Genomic DNA, 20,642 nt, shown 5'->3' with positions numbered 1-20,642 from the left:
GAGATTGAGAATACGTCTTCAATTGGCAGCAGGAACGGCTGGTCGATAGCACGCTGTGGTTCTGGGATGTAAGAATCCAAGTGGCCAGCCAGTTCCAGGATTTTCTCTTCCCATGCCGCTTCGCCTTCCAGTGCTTTCAGCGCTGAACCACGAACGATTGGGGTATCGTCGCCTGGGAAGTCGTACTGGGACAGCAGGTCACGAACTTCCATTTCAACCAGTTCCAGCAGCTCTTCATCATCAACCATGTCACACTTGTTCAGGAACACGATGATGTAAGGAACGCCAACCTGGCGACCCAGCAGGATGTGCTCACGAGTCTGAGGCATAGGGCCGTCAGTCGCAGCAACAACCAGGATAGCGCCGTCCATCTGTGCAGCACCGGTGATCATGTTTTTCACGTAGTCGGCGTGGCCCGGGCAGTCAACGTGTGCATAGTGACGAGTCGGGGTTTCGTATTCTACGTGAGAAGTGTTGATGGTAATACCACGTGCTTTTTCTTCTGGCGCGTTATCAATCTGCGCGAAGTCACGTGCAGCACCGCCGTAGTGTTTAGCCAGTACGGTAGTGATTGCTGCAGTCAGAGTGGTTTTACCGTGGTCAACGTGGCCGATAGTACCGACGTTAACGTGTGGTTTGTTACGTTGAAATTGCTCTTTCGCCATGGCGATATTCCTTACGTTATGCCTTCATCATCATAGATGAAGGCATCTGTTCAAAATTAAACCGTGATATTATTTACCACGAGCTTCAATAACGGCCTGCGCAACGTTGTTCGGCGCATCGTCGTACTTCAGGAACTCCATGGAGTAAGAAGCACGACCTTTGGTCAGTGAACGCAGCTGAGTTGCGTAACCGAACATTTCAGACAGCGGAACTTCAGCGTGAATCTCAACGCCTGTAGCGTTAGATTCCTGCCCTTTCAGCATACCACGACGTCTGCTCAGGTCACCGATGACATCACCAGTGTTCTCTTCCGGAGTTTCTACTTCAACCTTCATGATAGGCTCAAGCAGGACTGGAGTTGCTTTCTTAAAGCCATCTTTAAAGGCAATAGAAGCAGCCAGTTTAAACGCCAGTTCAGAGGAGTCAACGTCATGGTAAGAACCGAAGTGCAGACGAACGCCCAGATCTACTACCGGGTAACCGGCCAGTGGACCTGATTTCAGCTGCTCCTGAATACCTTTGTCAACTGCAGGGATGTATTCCGTTGGGATTACACCACCTTTGATGTCGTTCACAAACTCGTAACCGTTAGGGTTAGAGCCTGGTTCCAGTGGGTACATGTCGATAACAACATGACCGTACTGACCACGACCACCAGACTGTTTCGCGTGCTTACCTTCGATATCGGTAACTTTCGCGCGAATCGCTTCACGGTAAGCAACCTGAGGTTTACCGATGTTCGCTTCAACGTTGAATTCACGCTTCATACGGTCAACGATGATGTCCAGGTGCAGCTCACCCATACCGGCGATGATGGTCTGGTTAGATTCTTCATCAGTCCATACGCGGAATGATGGATCTTCTTTAGCCAGACGACCCAGAGCCAGACCCATTTTTTCTTGGTCAGCTTTGGTTTTTGGTTCAACGGCGATAGAGATTACTGGCTCTGGGAATTCCATACGCTCCAGGATAATTGGTGCGCTTGGATCACACAGAGTATCACCCGTGATCACATCTTTCAGACCGATTGCAGCGGCGATATCACCAGCGCGAACTTCGCTGACCTCTTCACGCTTGTTCGCGTGCATCTGTACGATACGGCCGAAGCGCTCACGTGCAGATTTAACAGAGTTCAGTACGGTGTCACCGGAGTTAACGATACCGGAGTACACGCGGAAGAACGTCAGGTTACCTACGAACGGGTCGTTAGCAATTTTAAATGCTAATGCTGCAAACGGCTCGTTGTCGTCTGCATGACGCTCAGCCGGAGTATCTTTACCGTCGTCCAGCATACCTTTGATTGCAGGTACTTCGCTTGGAGATGGCAGGTACTCAATGACCGCATCCAGCATTGCCTGAACACCTTTGTTCTTAAATGCAGAACCACAGGTAACCAGGATGATTTCGTTGTTCAGAACGCGCTGACGCAGAGCACCTTTGATCTCATCTTCAGTCAGTTCTTCACCGCCGAGGTATTTCTCCATCAGCTCTTCGGAAGCTTCTGCTGCAGATTCGATCAGGTTCTGGTGCCATTCTTCTGCCAGGTCAACCATATCAGCAGGGATTTCTTCATAGTTGAAGGTAACGCCTGCGTCTGCTTCGTTCCAGTTGATGGCTTTCATTTTCACCAGGTCAACAACACCGGTGAAGCCTTCTTCTGCACCAATTGCTAACTGCAATGGTACAGGGTTTGCACCCAGACGGCTTTTGATCTGACCAACAACTTTCAGGAAGTTAGCACCCATACGGTCCATTTTGTTAACGAACGCGATGCGTGGAACTTTATATTTGTTAGCCTGACGCCATACGGTTTCAGACTGAGGCTGAACGCCGCCAACCGCACAGTAAACCATTACTGCACCATCCAGAACACGCATTGAACGCTCTACTTCGATAGTAAAGTCAACGTGTCCCGGGGTATCAATAATGTTGATACGATGTGGTTCAAACTGTTTCGCCATACCAGACCAGAATGCGGTAGTCGCAGCGGAGGTGATAGTAATACCACGTTCCTGCTCCTGCGCCATCCAGTCCATAGTTGCAGCGCCATCGTGCACTTCACCGATTTTATGGTTTACACCGGTGTAGAACAGAATACGCTCGGTAGTGGTAGTCTTACCGGCGTCGATGTGTGCACTGATACCGATATTACGGTAGCGAGCAATGGGGGTTGTACGAGCCATTTGATTCCTCTGATTCTCGGACGTTCTAAGTAAGTAAACCACGGCGGGCTTGCTTTAGAAGCGTCCGCCGGGTTAACAACTACACCGTGGTGATTACCAGCGGTAGTGAGCGAACGCCTTGTTGGCTTCAGCCATACGGTGAACGTCTTCACGTTTCTTCACTGCAGTACCTTTGTTCTCTGCAGCATCAGAAAGTTCGTTCGCCAGGCGAAGAGCCATAGATTTATCACCGCGTTTACGAGCAGCTTCAACGATCCAACGCATTGCCAGGGCATTACGACGAACCGGACGGACTTCAACTGGTACCTGATAAGTTGAACCACCCACACGGCGTGATTTAACTTCGACTGTAGGGCGTACGTTCTCAAGAGCAACGTCAAACGCTTCCAGTTCAGTTTTACCAGAGCGCTGAGCCAGGGTCTCAAGCGCAGTATATACGATAGATTCTGCAGTAGACTTCTTACCATCTACCATCAGAATGTTTACAAATTTAGCCAACAACTCTGATCCGAACTTAGGATCTGGCAGGATTTTACGTTGACCAATGACGCGACGACGTGGCATGGAAATTCTCCGTTGATAATTCAGGATTGTCCAAAACTCTACGAGTTTATTCTGACATTTATATTAAAACGTTTGGCCTTACTTAACGGAGTCCATTAAGCCTTTGGCTTCTTCACACCGTATTTAGAACGAGCCTGTTTACGGTCTTTAACACCTGAACAGTCAAGTGCACCGCGAACGGTGTGGTAACGCACACCTGGCAGGTCTTTTACACGACCGCCACGGATCAGGATCACGGAGTGCTCCTGCAGGTTGTGACCTTCACCACCGATGTAGGAAGTCACTTCAAAACCGTTGGTCAGACGAACACGACATACTTTACGCAGTGCGGAGTTCGGTTTTTTAGGAGTGGTAGTATATACACGAGTACAAACACCACGTTTCTGCGGGCAAGCTTCCAGCGCAGGCACGTTGCTTTTTGCAACTTTGCGTACGCGTGGTTTGCGAACCAGCTGGTTAACTGTTGCCATTAAATAGCTCCTGGATTTAGCTTTTGCTTCGTAAACACGTAATAAATCGCCTCGTATTTCTACGAGGACGCAGAATTTTAGGGCTCTGTCTAAAAGGTGTCAAGAAATAACCAATACTTCCTGCTACCAGGTGAGCTGTTGTGGGTGTCGAATTGTCAGTTCAACGAACCCATTATAGTCCACTTGATGGAAGTTGGTCAAAATTTGCTCAGACAAGCCACGGGCAGCAATATCCTCTGCCAGTACCGAGATGGTGGCGGGTGAGTTGAGCAGTCTTTCGCTCCACTCCCCCTGTGCCAGGGCCGCTAGCACACCATCTTGTAGTAACAACAGATCATCACCGGCATTCAGCAACGTCAGACGTTGCGCGATATCGCACTGCCAGGGAGACTGCAGTAAAATATGTAACATCAGTAGCCCGGCTCTTAGAAAGTCACAATCTTATCGTAATCATTAAGACAACGACGTAACGCCTCAGGTTCCATGATTTCTGCTGCCAGTAACCAGTTCTTCTGGGTCAATAGTCCACGACGAGCCAGTGATTCACGGCACAGATAACAGCGTTCGATGTCATAGAGTGCCAGCACACCAAAGGTCGCGGCATGGTGGCGTGATAGGATCGCTGCCGGTTGCTGATCAGGCAGGATCTGTAACACCCCATCCCCGATGAAGAACACCCCGCACTCATCACTGAGCGCAGAGGTTGCCAACAGGGCATCGAGCCCTTCCCTGCCGCCACTGCTGCCATGGGGTGCGGAGGTAAACACAAAGGCAATACGATTCATCAGAACTGTACCAGACGATCACAGGTTAAGGCCGCTTCGGCAAAAGCCCCTAAGCCGCTTAAGATAAAGCCTTCAGCCAGGTTAACCGCAGGCAGTTGCAGACGTGCCGCTTCCTGCGCGTCGACAATGCCTCGGCGTAAGGCGGCGGCAACGCAAATATGCAATCCTGCTCCAGACTGTTGGTGCAGTGCTTGCCAAGCAGCAACAATATCAACCTCATCGCTGGCCGGGGCCGTTAATTGGCTCGCATTCAGCACGCCTTCACGGTAGAAGAAAACGCTTTCAAGTTGATGACCTGCTGCCACCACCGCACGGGCAAACTGCAGTGCACTGCTTGATTGCTGAGTACCATAAGGCCCACCCGTCACCAGTAAGGCATAACGCATCAGCGTTCAACTCCCTGCAAATCTCCACTCTTAAACTGCCGAATATAGAGATAAACTGTGTGCTTAGAGATATCTAAACGCTCCGCCACCTGATTAATAGCATCCTTGATATCAAAGATGCCTTTTTCATAGAGGTTCAACACTATCTGACGGTTTTTGGCGTTATTGGCCACATTACGATCGTTGGTCACTTCTTCAATCGTAAATTCGAGTGTCTGCGCCACCAGATCATCGACTGAGCTAGCAAAATTCACACTTGAATCCACCTGATGCAGTTCAGGCGGCATAAAGGTCGCCATAATCTGTGAAAAAGGCACATCCAGATTCATATTGATACACAACAACCCGATGACCCGCTGCTGGCGATTACGGATCGCAATCGTCACGGATTTCATCAGGACACCGCTTTTAGCTCGGGTAAAGTAGGCACGTGACACATTGCTTTTTGCATTGTGCAGATCATGCAGCATACGCAGCGCCAGATCAGTAATCGGTGACCCAACCTGTCTTCCGGTATGTTCGCCGTTGGCGATCCGTATCGCCGAACACTGTAAATTATCCAGCGAGTGCAGCACGATTTCACAGTGCGGGCCAATCAGCATTGCCAGACCGTCCACCACCGATTCGTAAGACTTCAGAATATCGTAATCTTCGGGTTCAAAGGACTTTTGTTCCGGCAGCTCGTAGACCGAGGCATCGCCCGGATTAAAAGGATTAGACATTGCAGATGTTCACCCCAAATAGCAGGAGTCTGTCTTAACCACGAACGGGCAGACTCGATAATCAATATCAGAGACCGCAGTTTGACAAATGTCACAGACATGCGCCAGTGCTTTTGGTGATGCAGGGAAACACCGCCGCAGAGATGCGGCGGTGACAAAGCGATTACTGCGCGGCTTTGGTGGTGCTTTCTGCAGAAGGCGCTTTAGACGCGTCATCGGCTGCTGCAGCCGGTTTGATATCCAGCAACTCAACCTGGAACACCAGGGTAGAGTTTGGCGGGATACCGGCAACACCGTTCTGACCGTAGGCTAAAGCAGGTGGGATCACCAGCTCAATCTTACCGCCTTTTTTCACGTGCTTCAGACCTTCAGTCCAGCCAGGGATCACGCCGTTCAGCTGGAAGGTCAATGGCTCACCACGTTTATAAGAGTTATCAAACTCTTTACCGTCAGTCAGTGTACCGACGTAGTTAACCACTACCGTATCAGTATCAGTTGGGGTCGCACCGGTTCCTTCTTTTTCGACTTTATACAGCAGACCGCTAGCGGTTTTCTTCACGCCACTTTCTTTAGCGAATTTTGCGGCAAAGGCTGCGCCTTTCTCACCGTTATCTTTTGCGTCCTGCTCCATTTTCGCCTGAGCGGCCGCTTTCACTTTCACTTCAAAGCCTTTCAGGGTTTGCGCGATATCGGCATCAGACAGCTTGCTCTTACCCGCAAAGGCGTCCTGAACACCGGACATCAGGAGTTTATTGTCCAGCTTGATGCCAAGCTTCTCTTGTTCCTTCAGAGAGTTCTCCATGTAACGACCCAGTGAAGCACCTAATGCATAAGAAGACTGTTGAGTCTGATCTTTAAACGCAGCGTTCAGCGGTGCTTGGTCTGTGGTCGCTTTTGCTGACGCATCAGCAGCCATAACCACAGGTGCATTCAGAGCAACTGCCAGAGTGGTCGCTAGCAATGAGACTTTAAACAATGATTTCATCCATATCTCCCAACCGAGGTCTCCCGACCCGGTGATAGTTGTATTTTAATTGCTCACACTATAACGGTATATGTCAGGGTTACCCACTGCCATCACGGTTATTGTCTGTTAACCTCCGACCTTTTTTGCATCAGGAAGTTTCAATCCATTTTCAGATCTTGGGACCGAAAGCGATTTTTCAAGGGGCTTAATCGGGTTATTGCTCCCCTCTGGTAATAATTTCCGCTACGGGGTCGAATAATCCGTACGGATCACGCATCATGGCGCGCAACGATAAGAAGAGGAAAAATGATGCAGGTATCTGAGCTGGAAAAATATCTGGAAGCGCTGGAAAGCAAAATTGCGTTTCAGGAGTTAACCATCGAAGAGTTGAATCAGACCGTGATCAGACATGAGATAGAAATGACACGACTGAGGGAACAGTTCCGGATGCTGGCGGATAAACTGAAAACCGCCACACCTTCACAAGTGGCATCACAGTCTGAAGAGACACCACCGCCCCATTACTGAGGCGGCAGCAAAGAAGCCGCCGCAGCGGCTTCCGTCATCAGTGGTGGCAGCCACAACCACCGGTGCCGCAACCTTCCTGACCGTGGTCGTGGTCAGCATGGTCATGGTCGTGCCCGTTAGCACCATGCACGTGGCCATGGGCCAGTTCTTCTGCAGTGGCTTCACGAACAGCGATCACTTCTACGTTGAAGCTCAGGTTCTGACCGGCCAACATATGGTTACCATCAACCACCACATGGTCGTCGCCGACTTCAGTAATTTCTACTGGGACTGGCCCCTGATCGGTTTCAGCCAAGAAACGCATTCCAACCTGCAGTTCGTCAACACCGACAAACACGTCTTTCGGTACGCGCTGTACCAGGTTGTCGTCATACTGGCCATAAGCGTCGTTAGCAGGGATGTTAACGTCGAATTTATCACCGGCTTCGTGATTTTCCAGTGCTTTCTCCAGACCAGAAATCAGGGAACCATGACCGTGCAGATAATCCAGCGGTGCATTTTCCGGGGATTCATCAACTAATACCCCATCTTCTGTACGTACCTGATATGCAAGGCTGACAACCAGGTCTTTTGCTACTTTCATGATATCTCCTAACCGTTGAGAACGTAATTAATGCCTGCCTCATTGGTCTATTCTTGCCTGCAATAACACCAACCAGAAAGGTCCTGACCGGAAACTGACACTGTTAATTTCCTTTCCGATCGTAATGGGGCTGATTGTAACGAAATTCAATCCCTCTGTAAGTTAACCTGCAAAAAAAAGCACCCGCAGTGGCTATTCAGGGGTAAATACCCCGATAATTTGCCCGTCATGTTTTAGCTTTCCACGCACCTGTTTATCCGCTTCACGCATCTGGTGGCCACATTTCACACATTCAACAGTGTCTATCTTATGCTCGCGCCACAGGGCCAGCGAATCCGTTTCTCCACAGTGCGGGCAGACGGCACCGGCAATAAATCGTTTAGCCATACTTCACCTCATCACTTCAGCATCATGGTAGCGCCAGCGGCTACTCAAACTCATCCCAGCCATCCAGTCGCTGTTTTTCCTGCTGCATCTCACGGTTGAACACATCTTCCAACTCGCGACGCGCTTCTTTAACACGGGAAATTTGGCCACTATCGTTATGGTTAGGCATCAGCTCACGCAGCATGCGCATATCCAAGCGGCGAAAGTGCAACTGCGCACGCATTGCCTGATGGGGATGCATCCCCACCGTCACCAACGTTTTGCGCCCCAACTCAAGCGCACTGGAGAAGGTTTCACGACTAAACTGTGTCACCCCTGCTTGCAGCAGTTCATGGGCCTCCACACGTCCACGGGCACGAGCTAGAATTTTCAGGTGTGGGAAGTGGTGCTGGCATAAATGCACAATGGTCATCGCATCTTCAGGTTCGTTGCAGGTAATCACGATGGATTGTGCTCCTTCGGCTCCGGCAGCACGCAGCAGTTCCAATTCCGTAGCATCACCGTAATAAACTTTATAGCCATACTTACGCATCAGACTGACCGCACTAATATCCCGCTCCAGCACCGTAATACGGGTATTGTTAGCCATCAACAACCGCCCGACCACCTGCCCGAAACGGCCAAAGCCCACCACAATAACCTGCGGCTGATCATCCTCAACATAATGCTCTTCGTTCAGTTCATCAGTGGATTTATTAAAACGGTTTGCCAAGATTTTATCGATAAGCTGCATAAGTAACGGGGTTGTCATCATCGAGAGTGTCACCACCACCAGCAACATTGGCAATTGATCTCCCGAGAAGACATTCGCTGACGACGCTGCGGAGAAAAGCACAAAGGCGAATTCGCCACCCTGACTGAGCACCCCAGCAAATTGAAGACGTTCTGAACTGCGTAAGCCATAAATACGCGCCAGCACATACAGTACCAGCGTTTTCACCGCGACCAACGCCACCACGGCCACCACAATCTCAAGGATATGGGTGTAGAGCACGCCCAAGTTCAATGCCATCCCTACCGAGATAAAGAACAGTCCGAGCAACAACCCTTTGAAAGGCTCAATCGCCACTTCCAGCTCGTGGCGATATTCACTCTCCGCCAACAGAATGCCGGCAATGAAGGTACCAAGCGCCATCGATAACCCTAGGGCATCCATAAATAATGCCGAGCCGATCACCAACAGCAATGCCGCCGCGGTAAAAATTTCGCGCACATCCGATCCGGCAATAAAGCGGAAAATTGGACGTAACAGGAAACGCCCCCCAACCAGCATGCCGGCAAAAGCCAGTACCTTCATGCCGATCTTTATCCAGTCGGTAGGATGACTGGCATCATGGCCAGCCAGCAACGGCACCAGCGCTAACGCTGGGATCACGGCTAAATCCTGGAACAACAGCACCGAGAAGCCCAACTGCCCCGACTCATTACGGTTCATGCCTTTGTCACGCATTAACTGTAACGCCATAGCGGTTGAGGACATCGCTAGGCCAATCCCGCCGATCACTGCACTCTGCCACGAGAAATCAGTCAGCCATAACAGACCGGCAAGGATCGCCGCTGAGAAAATCACCTGCGCGGCACCGACACCAAAAATGGATCGCCGCAATTGCCAGAGTTTGGAGGGGTTCAGCTCCAGCCCGATGATAAACATCAGGAATACCACTCCCAGTTCAGAGAAGTGCAAGATCTCTGCAACATCACTGATCAAGCCAATGCCCCAGGGGCCAATAGCAATTCCGGCCAGTAGATAGCCCAATACGGCCCCGATGCCGAGACGGGCAGCGATAGGTACCGCGATCACCGCCGCCGCCAGATAAATCACCCCAGCGGTTAACAGGTTTGGACCCTCCATTACAACACCTCCTGTGGCAATGGTTGCGATAACCAGTCTTGATAAGCACTCGCATAGGTTGCCATCGCCTGTCGGCTCTGACGGCGGGCACTGTAGATAATCATCGGTGTAAGCCAGTGCATCCGGCACGCCTGCGCTGTCAGTTCAAACGGGCGCATAATATTGCTCATTGGATAGCGGTTTAGACCGGCTTGATGAAATGCCGTTTCCGGCTCACCGGTGGTGATAACGCTGCGCCAGTATTTACCGGCCAGAGCCTGTTCGCCGTTACCGATTGCAAATCCCCGCGACAGTACGCGGTCCAGCCACTCTTTGAGTAACGCTGGGCAGCTGTAAGTATAGAGCGGGTGCTGAAACAGGATTATGTCATGCTCACGCAGCAGTTGTTGCTCGTACTGAATATCGATAAAGAAATCGGGATAGAACGCATACAAGTCGTGCACGGTGACGTTATTCTGCTGCTGCGCGGTATTCAGCAAAATCCTGTTTGCGACAGACGCCTGAGACTCAGGATGCGCATAAAGCAGCAGGATTTTGGCCTGTGTGGTCATTGTTGCCCTCCAAATCATCGTAACGGGTAACTATTTCAGCTACCATGCTGCCTGTGACGAGTTTTTTTTATTAATCGTTCCTTCACTTTAGCTGATAATTTAACATATTCTGACGAAACGGCGCTTATGATTGTCTTTTCTTCGCTACAAATCCGGCGCGGTGCCCGCGTATTACTGGATAATGCCTCCGCTACCATTAACCCTGGTCAGAAAGTCGGACTGGTGGGTAAAAACGGCTGCGGAAAGTCCACATTGTTGTCCCTGCTGAAAAACGAACTGAGCGCCGATGCCGGCCAGGTCAGCTTTCCGTCTAACTGGGCAATGGCTTGGGTAAATCAGGAAACCCCTGCCCTTGATCAGCCCGCTATCGACTATGTGATCGACGGCGACCGAGAATTCCGCCAGTTGGAAGCCCAGCTTGCCCAAGCAAACCTCGACAATGACGGGAACCGTATCGCGTTATTGCATGCGAAACTGGATACTGCTCAGGCGTGGACTATTCAGGCACGTGCAGCCAGCCTGCTACACGGCTTAGGCTTTACCCAGCCACAATTACAGGCACCGGTGCGTGACTTCTCCGGTGGCTGGCGTATGCGCCTTAACTTGGCACAGGCATTAATTTGTCGCTCCGACCTGTTATTGCTCGATGAGCCGACGAACCACCTCGACCTTGATGCGGTCATCTGGCTGGAGCGCTGGCTGAAAAGCTATACCGGTACCCTTATCCTGATCTCCCATGACCGAGATTTTCTCGACCCGACGGTCAATAAGATCCTGCACATTGAGCAGGAAAGCCTGTTTGAGTACACCGGTAACTACAGTGACTTTGAACGTCAGCGTGCCACCAAGTTGGCTCAACAGCAGGCGTTGTATCAGAGTCAGCAGACCAAGGTCGCCCACCTGCAACATTACATTGATCGTTTCCGTGCCAAGGCTACCAAAGCCCGCCAAGCACAGAGTCGGATAAAAATGCTGGAGCGGATGGAGTTGATTGCACCGGCCCATGTGGATAACCCGTTCAGTTTCCGTTTTCTGCCACCGGAGAGCTTGCCGAACCCGTTGCTGAAAATGGAAAAAGTCACTGCCGGTTATGGCGATAAAGTGATCCTGAACTCGGTAAAACTGAACCTGGTACCCGGATCCCGTATCGGCCTGCTGGGCCGTAACGGGGCAGGTAAATCGACACTGATTAAGTTGTTGGCCGGTGAGCTAGCGCCGCAACAGGGTGAGGTGGCATTAGCGAAGGGCATTAAACTCGGTTATTTCGCCCAGCATCAGCTGGAATATCTGCGCGCTGATGAGTCACCGTTACAGCATTTACAGCGTCAGGCCGCTCCGCAGATCACCGAGCAACAACTGCGTGACTACCTAGGAGGCTTTGGTTTCCAAGGGGATAAAGTCGCTGAAATGACCGGCCGTTTCTCTGGCGGTGAAAAAGCCCGTTTGGTGCTGGCCTTGGTGGTTTGGGAGCGCCCTAACCTATTACTGCTGGATGAACCGACTAACCACTTGGATCTCGATATGCGTCAGGCGCTGACCGAGGCCTTACTGGATTACGAAGGCGCTCTGGTTGTGGTTTCCCACGACCGTCACCTGATCCGCGCCACCACCGATGATCTCTATCTGGTAGACGATGGCCGAGTAGATATCTTTGATGGTGACTTGGAGGACTACCAACAGTGGCTCAGCGATCAGCAGAAAGCCACGGCGACGGACAGCAATGTCAAAACGGACAGCGGTAACTCAGCCCAAGCCCGTAAAGACCAGAAACGCCGTGACGCGGAACTGCGTGCGCAAACTCAGCCATTACGTAAACAGATCGAAAAACTGGAAAAACAGATGGCGGCGTTACAGGCGACCCTCAGCAGTAATGAGACGCTGCTGGCAGATAGCTCACTCTATGACAATGCCCGCAAAGCGGAGTTAACCGCAGCGCTGAAAGTACAGTCCGACAGCCAGTCGGCACTAGAAAATTGTGAGATGGAGTGGTTGGATTTGCAGGAGCAACTCGAACAGATGCAAGCTACAGGCTAATCTGCCCCTTAGTCGCGCTGGCAGCTGTCGCGATGCATATGATTTCCAGCAGGCCGGGGAATAAAAGCTTGCCTGGCCTGCTGGAAAACAATAAATTTGTCGCCGGGTTTTCGGGAAAGCGACTCTGTAATCAATTTCCTAATATGACAGATAACATCATTAACAGTGCATCAGCTGCGGGGATTCATTATCCTGTCACCGTCCGGCATACCGGCCAGTTACCGCCCTCCGTAACCGGAAGCGCTGTTATCAGAGCCAGACCAGAATGACACAGGATGCGGTGAGCAGTCCCATAATAACGTTAAACAGTTTCCAAGCCTGTGGGTTATTAAGCCAGCGGCCAATCACCGTACCAAAACCCAGCCAGAGAATACCGGCCACCAGATTGACCAGCAGCATCGCCGCGCTGATTGCTAGTACAGATATCCGGTAATCAGCACCCGGTAAGCTGAAGCTGGCGACCGCACCCAGTGACATCAGCCAGGCTTTCGGATTGATTAACTGCAGCAGTCCTCCCTGCCAGAGCGGTAACGGTTTTCCACCGGAAAGGGGGCTGTCAGTGTCCAGCACTTCGTAAGGGGCGGTCGTGATTTTCCAGCTAAGCCACAGTAGATAGACGCTGCCGGCGATTTTGAGCGACAGGTGCAGTGCCGGATATAAGAGGATCAGGCTGCCGACACCAAATGCGACCAGTACCAGCATCAGCTGCATACCAAGCATAATCCCGAGCATCAGGGGCACAGAACGCAAAAACCCGGCATTGGCCCCGGATGTTGTGAGTAACATATTATTAGGGCCGGGTGTAACAGCGGCGACCCAGAGAAAGCCGAGTAACGAAAGAAATAACCCCGTTTCCATGTGTGGCACCTTTCCTGTCTCAGGATAAAATTAAACAATTTAAACTATACAGTGAGTTATGGATCAGACAAGACCCGACAATATGAATAGTTGTCGTCATACAGAAGCGCAATTCACCCCGATTGCTCAACTGAAAAATCCCCATCTGCAGACGCTTCTACCGAGGATCCTACGACGTATCGTACGGATCAAACCCTGCTGGCAGCGGTTGGAATTACCGGATGGAGATTTTGTCGATCTTGCCTGGAGTGAAGACCCGCAGCAGGCGCAGGAAAAACCACGGGCGGTTATCTTTCACGGCCTTGAAGGCAGCGTCAACAGCCCTTATGCTCATGGCCTGCTGTCCGCCCTCAAAAAGCAGGGCTGGCTCGGGGTAGTCATGCATTTCCGTGGCTGCGGTCAGAGTCCAAACCGACAGTTACAGAGTTATCACTCCGGTGACACCGGTGATGCCGCCTACTTTCTGCAATGGCTACAGGATACCTATGGCCAAGTCCCAACCGCCGCCATTGGCTTCTCATTGGGAGGCAATGTGCTGGCCTGCTTGATGGGCTCACAGGGCAGTGATTGTCTGCTGGATGCCGGGGTGGTGGTGTCTGCACCCCTGATGATGGAACCCTGTAGTGCCAAACTGGAGCAGGGATTTTCGCGATTCTATCAGTTCTACCTGCTATCACAGCTGAAAAAAAGTGTCCGCCGTAAAATGAAGGCTTATCCCGGCTTGTTCCGTATCACCCGAAAGCAGCTGGACAGCATTCGCCGTCTACGAGACTTTGATGATCAGATCACTTCAAAGATCCACGGTTTTACGGATGCCACAGACTATTACCGCCGTGCCAGCGGTATGCCGCTGTTGTCCGGGGTGGAAAAACCGCTGCTGATTATCCATGCTCAAGATGATCCTTTTATGGTCCCCGATGTGATCCCGAACCCGGAGCATCTCTCCTCCAGTATCACCTATCAACTGACACGTTATGGCGGCCACGTTGGCTTTGTCGGCGGCTCATTGGCACGCCCGGTGATGTGGCTGGAACAGCGTATTCCACAGTGGCTAAGCCCCTATCTGGATAAAACATCATGATCATTCCTTGGCAGCAACTGAACCCTGAAACCCTGAATAATTTGATTGAGTCCTTTGTACTGCGTGAAGGCACGGATTACGGAGAGCATGAACGCTCGCTAAGTGAAAAAACCGATGATATCCGTCGCCAGTTGGTGTCTGGTGAGATCGTGGTGGTCTGGTCTGAGTTACATGAATCCGTGTCTCTGATGCCCGCCAGTCAATTCCGTCAGGGAAGCTAACTCCCCGCTGCTGGCAGATGACAGAGAACGGCAGACATGATAACAATGCTGTTAGAAAAATTGTTTCAGGGAGTCTTTTCGTATGTCAGCCAGGCATCCAATTATTGCTGTGACGGGGTCGAGTGGCGCTGGCACCACCACTACCAGCCTCGCCTTTCGTAAAATCTTTCAGCAACTGAATATCCATGCTGCAGAGTTGGAAGGTGACAGCTTTCACCGCTATAGCCGCCCGGAAATGGACGTGATGATCCGCAAAGCGCGGGATGCAGGTAAACATATCAGCTATTTCGGTTCCGATGCCAATGACTTTGCGTTACTGGAACAGACCTTCAGCGAATACGCCAGCTGCGGCACTGGTCGCTCCCGCAAATATCTGCACACCTATGACGAGGCCGTTCCCTGGAAACAAGCTCCGGGTACTTTCACCCCCTGGCAACCGTTACCCGACAATACCGATGTGCTGTTTTATGAAGGCCTACACGGCGGCATTGTCACAGAACATCACAACGTCGCGGATAAGGTCGATTTGATGGTCGGCGTGGTGCCGATTGTTAACCTAGAGTGGATCCAGAAACTGGTACGTGATACCCGTGAGCGTAGCCATTCCCGGGAAGCCGTCATGGACTCGGTGGTACGCTCCATGGACGACTATGTAAACTATATTACGCCGCAGTTTTCCCGCACCCATATCAATTTCCAGCGGGTGCCGACCGTAGATACCTCTAATCCCTTTGCCGCTAAAACCATCCCGTCATTGGATGAAAGTTTTGTCGTGATCCATTTCCGCGGAATTGAAGAGATCAACTTCCCCTATCTGCTAGCGATGATCCAGGGCTCGTTTATCTCACATATCAATACGCTGGTGGTCCCGGGTGGAAAAATGGGGCTGGCGATGGAACTGATCATGACTCCGCTGGTGAAACGGTTAATGGAAGAGCGCCATTTCGGAGAAAAACACTGAGTGCTCAGTAGCACTCAGTGACGGATCACAGGTTGATCACCTCAAAACTGTGAGTAATCTCGGCTGCTTTGCCCAGCATTAATGAAACAGAGCAATATTTTTCTGCAGACAGCATGACGGCACGTTCCACAATATTTTCTGTCAGATTACGTCCTGTGACAATAAAGTGCAGATTAATATGGGTAAACAAACGTGGCGCTTCTTCGCGGCGTTCCGATGTCAGTTTCACTTCGCAGTCTGTCACGTCATGGCGACCTTTCTGCAGGATAGAAACGACATCAATCGCGCTGCAACTGCCGGTTGCCATCAATACCATCTCCATCGGGCTGGGTGCTTTATCCCCAGAATTACCGTCCATTAATACCTGATGGCCAGAGGCGGATTCACCGATAAAGCTTAAGCCTTCAACCCATTTCACCCGTGCCTGCATAATCTTCACTCTCAATATTTCAAAATGGATTTCAGGGTACTCTTTCCCGCGGAAAACGGCAATCCACCGCCATTACCAGCAGCGCTGCCAGACAACAGGAGACAGTTTACTCAGTGTGTGCTACAAACAGTAGGTGAGAATTTTTTTTACCGGATGACAACAAGGGTAAAACGACAGGCAATACTCGGAGTATATCGGGTCGACTGTCGTGATTACCGATAAAAAGACCCTATGACTTGATCGCCTGGCAGGATGTACCCCCTGACTTTCAGGCACGATTACAACAGAGGATAAAGAGAATGGTTCTCGGTAAACCACAAACAGACCCTACACTAGAATGGTTCCTGTCCCATTGTCATATTCATAAGTATCCCTCCAAAAGTACGCTCATCCATCAGGGTGAGAAAGCGGAAACCCTTTACTATATTGTCAAAGGCTCCGTAGCAGTACTGATTAAGGATGAAGAAGGGAAAGAAATGATCCTTTCTTACCTCAATCAAGGGGATTTTATCGGCGAATTGGGCCTGTTCGAAGAAGGCCAAGAGCGTAGCGCTTGGGTGCGGGCGAAAGTCGCCTGTGAAGTAGCGGAGATCTCCTATAAGAAATTCCGCCAACTGATCCAAGTGAACCCGGAAATTCTGGTGCGTCTTTCTGCCCAGATGGCCCGTCGTTTACAAGTCACGTCGGAAAAAGTCGGTAACTTGGCCTTCCTCGATGTCACCGGTCGTATCGCGCAGACGCTGCTAAATTTGGCTCGTCAGCCAGATGCGATGACCCATCCCGACGGGATGCAGATAAAAATTACCCGCCAGGAAATCGGCCAGATTGTCGGCTGCTCTCGTGAAACCGTCGGGCGTATCCTGAAAATGCTGGAGGATCAGAATCTGATCTCTGCCCACGGCAAAACCATTGTCGTTTACGGGACCCGTTAACCTGCCATCTGCACGGTAGCCTGACGGCTGCCGTGTCTGGTTTTACCCTCTATCAGCGATCGTATTCAGATGTGGCGCAGACTGATTTATCATCCGGAAGTTAATTATGCCTTGCGCCAGACACTGGTGGTTTGCCTTCCGGTTATTTTGGGCATGCTGGCCGGTGACCTGCAGAAAGGATTACTGTTCTCCCTGATCCCTGCCTGTTGCAATATTTCTGGGCTGGATACTCCTCACCGCCGTTTTTTTGAGCGAATTGTGATCGGCGGTGCGCTGTTTGCTGGCAGTAGCTTTCTGCTGCAATGGCTACTGCTGCGCGATATTCCGCTGCCTTTTATCGTCTTCACCCTACCGCTGATTATTGGCGTGTGTGGAGAAATCAGCCCGTTGTATGGCCGATTACTGCCTGGCGCACTGATCGCCATGACCTTTACCCTTAGTCTCAGTGGCAGAATGCCAGTATGGGGGCCGCCATTATTATACGGGGGAGGAACCCTGTGGTACGGGCTGTTTAACTGGCTATGGTTCAGGATGTCCAAAGACCAGCCGTTGCGGGAGACGTTGAGCCTGTTATATCGCGCCTTAGCCAATTACTGCGAAGACAAATATCAACTCCTGACCACCGACTCCGTGGAAAACCACGAGAAAGCCTTGCCAGCGTTGCTTAATCGTCAGCAGAAAGTGGTGGATTTAATCACCACCGCTTATCAGCAAATTCACATGCTGTCGGCGGAAAAGAATCGCCGTGAACGGTACCTGATCCGTACCTTTATGATGGCCGAAGACCTCCAAGAGCACATTTCGGTTACCCTGGCGGAGACCGAGGAAGTTATCGGATTGATCCGTGATAGCCACTCTGCGGAGATTATCCGCCACAATGCGCAGCTGGCCTGTGAGCAGCTTAGAACCATGGCGGATAATATTCTATATCATCAGATCCCCGCTAAGTTCTCGATGAGTGAGTCCCTGAATGACCTGCAAGCCGTGGCTCACGATTATCCGGAGAACCAGGTGGGGAATTTTTACTGGTACCACTTCAGTAAAATAGCCAAAGTGTTACAGAGTCAGGCTCCTCTGTACCGTCGTGAGCTGATGGCTGACAGTAAGCGCCGCGTCCCCTTTTTTAGAGCCCTGCGCAGTTACCTCTCTTTTAAATCCACGGCGTTGCGTACCGCAGGGCGTTTTTCCATTATGCTGATGATTGCCAGCACCCTGGCACTGTCACTGAATATGCCCAAACCGTATTGGGTTCTAATGACCATTATTCTGGTCAGCCAGAACAGCTATACCGCGACCCGTGTGAAGATACAACACCGGGCAATCGGTACCTTTGCTGGGCTGATTATTGCCGCCTTGTCCTTGCAGCTAGCCACTCCAGAACCGACCATTCTGCTGACTATGCTGGTGCTGACCCTGTTTAGTAATCTGTTTAACCGCCAGTATTATGGCTGGGCAACTATCGGAACCACCGTTACCGCGGTATACAGCCTACAACTGCTAGCGCTCAATGGCGCACACTTCTTGGTACCGAGACTGCTGGATACCTTGCTCGGCTGCCTGATCTCTTTTGCTGGAATGCTGTGGTTATGGCCGCAATGGCAAAGCGCCCTGTTGCGGCAGAATGCTCAGGATGTGCTGGCGACTTATCAGCAAGCATTACAAGCTCTTTTAGGAACCGCACCGGACCCGGAAGAGACGGAGACCCTGCGTATTAAAGCCAATCAGCAGCATAATGCGCTATTTAATTCCCTTAACCAAGCGATGCAGGAACCGGGTTTTAACAGTGAATATCTCGAAGAAATGCACCTTTGGGTCACCCACAGCCAGTTTATTGTCGAGCACCTTAATGTTCTGACTACCCTATCCCGGGAGCACACCATGCTGACCCCCGCACTGGCAGAACGCTATCTGCAGTCCTGCGAAATTGCCCTACAGCAATGTCAGCAACGACTGAGTTTTCACGGTGAAGGGGACTATGGGAACCATGTGATGGACGAAGAGGTGAAAATACCGCTCGGGCCAGTGACCATTGTTGAACGGCAACTAAACCAGATCCTTAGCCACCTGAAAGTGATGAAGACGATTTCGGCGATTGTCTGGCAACAACGGCCCATGCATGGACAGTGGTTACTAGGCCGTAAAGAAAGTCGCAAATAACCCGATGACGACCCCTAGGCCGCCACCGATAGAGGGTTAGCCGAATAAGGCTTCGGCAGCGGCAGTTAGGCGGGCCATACCTTCACGAATATCCTGCTCAGTGATCACCAGTGACGGTGCAAAGCGGATCACGCCATTACCGGCCGTGAGGATCATCACTCCCTGATCAGCCGCAGCATGCAGTAAATCACGGGCTTTAGGTTTCAGCTCGTCTTTTAGTTCAGCGCCAATCAGCAAACCTTTACCGCGGATCTCGGTGAACAGTGAGAAACGCTGGTTCATTTTTTCCAGTTCCTCAACGAACCACTGGCGACGTTGCTCGACCCCTTGCAGCACTTCTGGAGTATTAATCACATCCAAGGCCGTTTCCGCAATCGCACAGGCCAGCGGGTTACCGCCGTAGGTGGTACCATGGGTGCCGGGGGTCATCGCTGACGCAATCTCATGGGTGGTTAGCATGGCACTCACTGGGAAGCCGCCGCCCAGCGCTTTAGCCGTAGTGAGAATATCTGGCTTCACCTCATAATGCTCATAGGCAAACAGTTTACCACTGCGTCCCATACCACTCTGCACTTCATCCATCACCAGCAGCGCATGGTGCTGATCACACAATTCACGCAGGCCCTGAATAAACTCCTGAGTAGCAGGCATAATCCCGCCTTCCCCTTGGATAGGTTCTAAGACAATGGCACAGGTGTGATCGTCAATGACGGCTTTTACCGCATCCAGATCGTTAAAAGGCACATGCACAATATCTGCCGGTTTCGGACCGAAGCCATCGGAATATTTTGGTTGGCCGCCGACCGAGACCGTGAACAAGGTACGGCCATGGAAGGCATGGTGGAAAGCGATAATTTTAGTTTTATAAGGGCTGTGGCGAACAGATGAGTAGTAACGTGCCAGCTTAAAGGCTGCTTCGTTGGCTTCCGCCCCTGAGTTGGCAAAAAAGACGCGCTCAGCAAAAGTAGCCTTGATCAGTTTGCTGGCCAGACGCAGTGCCGGTTCATTGGTGAACACGTTACTGGTATGCCACAGGGTTTCGCCTTGGGCTTTCAAGGTCTCTACCAGCGCCGGGTGACAATGGCCTAGGGCAGTAACCGCAATACCGCCGGAGAAATCCACATATTCTTTACCCTGCTGGTCCCAGACACGGCTGCCTTGACCTTTGACAGGCACGAATTGTGCCGGTGCATAAACAGGCAAAATGACCTGATCAAAGGTCTCGCGATTCACTGCCATATTTTCTTTTGTCATTGGATATCCTGTCTGATTTTCTGCGCTGAGCACATTTAATAATAATCCATAAAATATGCATAAAAAATCA

Annotated in this window: 23 protein-coding genes; 7 read left to right on the top strand and 16 right to left on the bottom strand. The window is 51.1% G+C overall.

The features are described from left to right. The 9 genes from DW47_RS0105660 to fkpA form a co-directional block, all read right to left on the bottom strand. The coding region (locus DW47_RS0105660) for a GTP-binding protein (protein WP_029685418.1) at positions 1–665 on the bottom strand (665 nt) is incomplete at its 3' end. Positions 666–734: 69 nt separating this feature from the next. Next, complete coding sequence (fusA, locus tag DW47_RS0105655; protein WP_029685416.1) at positions 735–2,849, bottom strand: elongation factor G; 2,115 nt, start codon at positions 2,847–2,849, stop codon at positions 735–737. Positions 2,850–2,942: 93 nt separating this feature from the next. Next, positions 2,943–3,413 carry a 30S ribosomal protein S7 gene (gene rpsG, locus DW47_RS0105650; RefSeq protein ID WP_029685415.1) on the bottom strand — a complete coding sequence of 157 codons (471 nt, stop codon included), beginning with the start codon at positions 3,411–3,413 and terminating at the stop codon, positions 2,943–2,945. 95 nt (positions 3,414–3,508) lie between these two features. After that, positions 3,509–3,883: a 30S ribosomal protein S12 gene (gene rpsL / locus DW47_RS0105645; RefSeq protein ID WP_003852912.1), complete on the bottom strand. Its 375-nt coding sequence runs from the start codon at positions 3,881–3,883 to the stop codon at positions 3,509–3,511. A gap of 123 nt (positions 3,884–4,006) precedes the next feature. Further along, positions 4,007–4,294 (bottom strand): sulfurtransferase complex subunit TusB, encoded by a 288-nt coding sequence (gene tusB, locus DW47_RS0105640; protein ID WP_029685413.1) that lies wholly within the window; start codon positions 4,292–4,294, stop codon positions 4,007–4,009. 14 nt (positions 4,295–4,308) lie between these two features. Then, positions 4,309–4,668 (bottom strand): sulfurtransferase complex subunit TusC, encoded by a 360-nt coding sequence (gene tusC / locus DW47_RS0105635; protein WP_029685412.1) that lies wholly within the window; start codon positions 4,666–4,668, stop codon positions 4,309–4,311. Continuing rightward, complete coding sequence (gene tusD, locus DW47_RS0105630) at positions 4,668–5,054, bottom strand: sulfurtransferase complex subunit TusD (RefSeq protein WP_029685411.1); 387 nt, start codon at positions 5,052–5,054, stop codon at positions 4,668–4,670. The genes tusC and tusD overlap by 1 nt, the downstream gene beginning before the upstream one ends. Further along, on the bottom strand, positions 5,054–5,776 hold the full coding sequence (locus DW47_RS0105625; RefSeq protein WP_029685410.1) for a helix-turn-helix transcriptional regulator: 723 nt from the start codon (positions 5,774–5,776) through the stop codon (positions 5,054–5,056). The genes tusD and DW47_RS0105625 overlap by 1 nt, the downstream gene beginning before the upstream one ends. 163 nt (positions 5,777–5,939) lie before the next feature. Then, entirely contained in the window at positions 5,940–6,761 is an 822-nt protein-coding gene (fkpA, locus tag DW47_RS0105620) for an FKBP-type peptidyl-prolyl cis-trans isomerase (protein WP_029685409.1), read from the bottom strand. Between the two features lie 291 nt (positions 6,762–7,052). Between fkpA and DW47_RS0105615 the strand changes: the two genes are divergently transcribed. After that, positions 7,053–7,271 carry a SlyX family protein gene (locus tag DW47_RS0105615; RefSeq protein WP_029685408.1) on the top strand — a complete coding sequence of 73 codons (219 nt, stop codon included), beginning with the start codon at positions 7,053–7,055 and terminating at the stop codon, positions 7,269–7,271. Between the two features lie 37 nt (positions 7,272–7,308). Here the strand turns inward: DW47_RS0105615 and slyD are convergent, their stop codons facing one another. The 4 genes from slyD to kefG form a co-directional block, all read right to left on the bottom strand. Then, positions 7,309–7,854, bottom strand: coding sequence for a peptidylprolyl isomerase (slyD, locus tag DW47_RS0105610; protein WP_029685407.1), 546 nt, complete (start codon positions 7,852–7,854; stop codon positions 7,309–7,311). Between the two features lie 192 nt (positions 7,855–8,046). Further along, positions 8,047–8,241 carry a YheV family putative zinc ribbon protein gene (locus DW47_RS0105605; protein ID WP_029685406.1) on the bottom strand — a complete coding sequence of 65 codons (195 nt, stop codon included), beginning with the start codon at positions 8,239–8,241 and terminating at the stop codon, positions 8,047–8,049. A 40-nt stretch (positions 8,242–8,281) separates the two neighbouring features. Then, positions 8,282–10,093, bottom strand: coding sequence for a glutathione-regulated potassium-efflux system protein KefB (gene kefB, locus DW47_RS0105600; protein WP_029685405.1), 1,812 nt, complete (start codon positions 10,091–10,093; stop codon positions 8,282–8,284). Continuing rightward, positions 10,093–10,644: a glutathione-regulated potassium-efflux system ancillary protein KefG gene (kefG, locus tag DW47_RS0105595; RefSeq protein WP_029685404.1), complete on the bottom strand. Its 552-nt coding sequence runs from the start codon at positions 10,642–10,644 to the stop codon at positions 10,093–10,095. Before kefG ends, kefB begins: the two co-directional genes overlap by 1 nt. Positions 10,645–10,770: 126 nt before the next feature. On the opposite strand from kefG, the gene DW47_RS0105590 reads away from it, so the two are divergent. After that, on the top strand, positions 10,771–12,678 hold the full coding sequence (locus DW47_RS0105590) for an ABC transporter ATP-binding protein (RefSeq protein WP_029685403.1): 1,908 nt from the start codon (positions 10,771–10,773) through the stop codon (positions 12,676–12,678). A 249-nt stretch (positions 12,679–12,927) separates the two neighbouring features. Here DW47_RS0105590 and DW47_RS0105580 read toward each other — a convergent pair whose 3' ends face one another. Beyond that, positions 12,928–13,536, bottom strand: coding sequence for a LysE family translocator (locus tag DW47_RS0105580; RefSeq protein WP_029685401.1), 609 nt, complete (start codon positions 13,534–13,536; stop codon positions 12,928–12,930). A gap of 58 nt (positions 13,537–13,594) precedes the next feature. On the opposite strand from DW47_RS0105580, the gene DW47_RS0105575 reads away from it, so the two are divergent. The 3 genes from DW47_RS0105575 (at position 13,595) to DW47_RS0105565 (ending at position 15,799) form a co-directional block, all read left to right on the top strand. Beyond that, the gene (locus DW47_RS0105575) at positions 13,595–14,617 is read left to right on the top strand and encodes a hydrolase (protein WP_029685400.1); all 1,023 of its coding nucleotides are present in this window, start codon (positions 13,595–13,597) and stop codon (positions 14,615–14,617) included. Continuing rightward, complete coding sequence (locus tag DW47_RS0105570; RefSeq protein ID WP_029685399.1) at positions 14,614–14,838, top strand: YheU family protein; 225 nt, start codon at positions 14,614–14,616, stop codon at positions 14,836–14,838. The genes DW47_RS0105575 and DW47_RS0105570 overlap by 4 nt, the downstream gene beginning before the upstream one ends. Positions 14,839–14,920: 82 nt before the next feature. Then, positions 14,921–15,799 (top strand): phosphoribulokinase, encoded by an 879-nt coding sequence (locus DW47_RS0105565; RefSeq protein WP_029685398.1) that lies wholly within the window; start codon positions 14,921–14,923, stop codon positions 15,797–15,799. Positions 15,800–15,824: 25 nt separating this feature from the next. Here the strand turns inward: DW47_RS0105565 and DW47_RS0105560 are convergent, their stop codons facing one another. Then, positions 15,825–16,229 (bottom strand): OsmC family protein, encoded by a 405-nt coding sequence (locus tag DW47_RS0105560; RefSeq protein ID WP_029685397.1) that lies wholly within the window; start codon positions 16,227–16,229, stop codon positions 15,825–15,827. A gap of 299 nt (positions 16,230–16,528) precedes the next feature. On the opposite strand from DW47_RS0105560, the gene crp reads away from it, so the two are divergent. After that, on the top strand, positions 16,529–17,161 hold the full coding sequence (crp, locus tag DW47_RS0105555) for a cAMP-activated global transcriptional regulator CRP (RefSeq protein ID WP_029685396.1): 633 nt from the start codon (positions 16,529–16,531) through the stop codon (positions 17,159–17,161). A gap of 69 nt (positions 17,162–17,230) precedes the next feature. Beyond that, complete coding sequence (locus DW47_RS0105550) at positions 17,231–19,318, top strand: YccS/YhfK family putative transporter (protein WP_029685395.1); 2,088 nt, start codon at positions 17,231–17,233, stop codon at positions 19,316–19,318. Between the two features lie 36 nt (positions 19,319–19,354). On the opposite strand, the gene argD is transcribed toward DW47_RS0105550, so the two are convergent. Next, positions 19,355–20,572: a bifunctional acetylornithine/succinyldiaminopimelate transaminase gene (argD, locus tag DW47_RS0105545; RefSeq protein ID WP_029685394.1), complete on the bottom strand. Its 1,218-nt coding sequence runs from the start codon at positions 20,570–20,572 to the stop codon at positions 19,355–19,357. Positions 20,573–20,642: the final 70 nt, after the last annotated feature.

The organism is Tatumella saanichensis (assembly GCF_000439375.1).
In the GTDB taxonomy this organism is placed as follows: Bacteria; Pseudomonadota; Gammaproteobacteria; order Enterobacterales; family Enterobacteriaceae; genus Tatumella; species Tatumella saanichensis.
The sequence above is the reverse complement of the archived record's forward strand: the minus strand, read 5'-3'. Positions and strand labels throughout refer to the sequence as shown.

What these genes read in the sequence shown, in the direction of transcription:
- fusA (WP_029685416.1), bottom strand. Translation starts at nt 2,849, where the DNA reads ATGGCTCGTACAACCCCCATTGCTCGCTACCGTAATATCGGTATCAGT.
- rpsG (WP_029685415.1), bottom strand. Translation starts at nt 3,413, where the DNA reads ATGCCACGTCGTCGCGTCATTGGTCAACGTAAAATCCTGCCAGATCCT.
- rpsL (WP_003852912.1), bottom strand. Translation starts at nt 3,883, where the DNA reads ATGGCAACAGTTAACCAGCTGGTTCGCAAACCACGCGTACGCAAAGTT.
- tusB (WP_029685413.1), bottom strand. Translation starts at nt 4,294, where the DNA reads ATGTTACATATTTTACTGCAGTCTCCCTGGCAGTGCGATATCGCGCAA.
- tusC (WP_029685412.1), bottom strand. Translation starts at nt 4,668, where the DNA reads ATGAATCGTATTGCCTTTGTGTTTACCTCCGCACCCCATGGCAGCAGT.
- tusD (WP_029685411.1), bottom strand. Translation starts at nt 5,054, where the DNA reads ATGCGTTATGCCTTACTGGTGACGGGTGGGCCTTATGGTACTCAGCAA.
- DW47_RS0105625 (WP_029685410.1), bottom strand. Translation starts at nt 5,776, where the DNA reads ATGTCTAATCCTTTTAATCCGGGCGATGCCTCGGTCTACGAGCTGCCG.
- fkpA (WP_029685409.1), bottom strand. Translation starts at nt 6,761, where the DNA reads ATGAAATCATTGTTTAAAGTCTCATTGCTAGCGACCACTCTGGCAGTT.
- DW47_RS0105615 (WP_029685408.1), top strand. Translation starts at nt 7,053, where the DNA reads ATGCAGGTATCTGAGCTGGAAAAATATCTGGAAGCGCTGGAAAGCAAA.
- slyD (WP_029685407.1), bottom strand. Translation starts at nt 7,854, where the DNA reads ATGAAAGTAGCAAAAGACCTGGTTGTCAGCCTTGCATATCAGGTACGT.
- DW47_RS0105605 (WP_029685406.1), bottom strand. Translation starts at nt 8,241, where the DNA reads ATGGCTAAACGATTTATTGCCGGTGCCGTCTGCCCGCACTGTGGAGAA.
- kefB (WP_029685405.1), bottom strand. Translation starts at nt 10,093, where the DNA reads ATGGAGGGTCCAAACCTGTTAACCGCTGGGGTGATTTATCTGGCGGCG.
- kefG (WP_029685404.1), bottom strand. Translation starts at nt 10,644, where the DNA reads ATGACCACACAGGCCAAAATCCTGCTGCTTTATGCGCATCCTGAGTCT.
- DW47_RS0105590 (WP_029685403.1), top strand. Translation starts at nt 10,771, where the DNA reads ATGATTGTCTTTTCTTCGCTACAAATCCGGCGCGGTGCCCGCGTATTA.
- DW47_RS0105580 (WP_029685401.1), bottom strand. Translation starts at nt 13,536, where the DNA reads ATGGAAACGGGGTTATTTCTTTCGTTACTCGGCTTTCTCTGGGTCGCC.
- DW47_RS0105575 (WP_029685400.1), top strand. Translation starts at nt 13,595, where the DNA reads ATGGATCAGACAAGACCCGACAATATGAATAGTTGTCGTCATACAGAA.
- DW47_RS0105570 (WP_029685399.1), top strand. Translation starts at nt 14,614, where the DNA reads ATGATCATTCCTTGGCAGCAACTGAACCCTGAAACCCTGAATAATTTG.
- DW47_RS0105565 (WP_029685398.1), top strand. Translation starts at nt 14,921, where the DNA reads ATGTCAGCCAGGCATCCAATTATTGCTGTGACGGGGTCGAGTGGCGCT.
- DW47_RS0105560 (WP_029685397.1), bottom strand. Translation starts at nt 16,229, where the DNA reads ATGCAGGCACGGGTGAAATGGGTTGAAGGCTTAAGCTTTATCGGTGAA.
- crp (WP_029685396.1), top strand. Translation starts at nt 16,529, where the DNA reads ATGGTTCTCGGTAAACCACAAACAGACCCTACACTAGAATGGTTCCTG.
- DW47_RS0105550 (WP_029685395.1), top strand. Translation starts at nt 17,231, where the DNA reads ATGTGGCGCAGACTGATTTATCATCCGGAAGTTAATTATGCCTTGCGC.
- argD (WP_029685394.1), bottom strand. Translation starts at nt 20,572, where the DNA reads ATGACAAAAGAAAATATGGCAGTGAATCGCGAGACCTTTGATCAGGTC.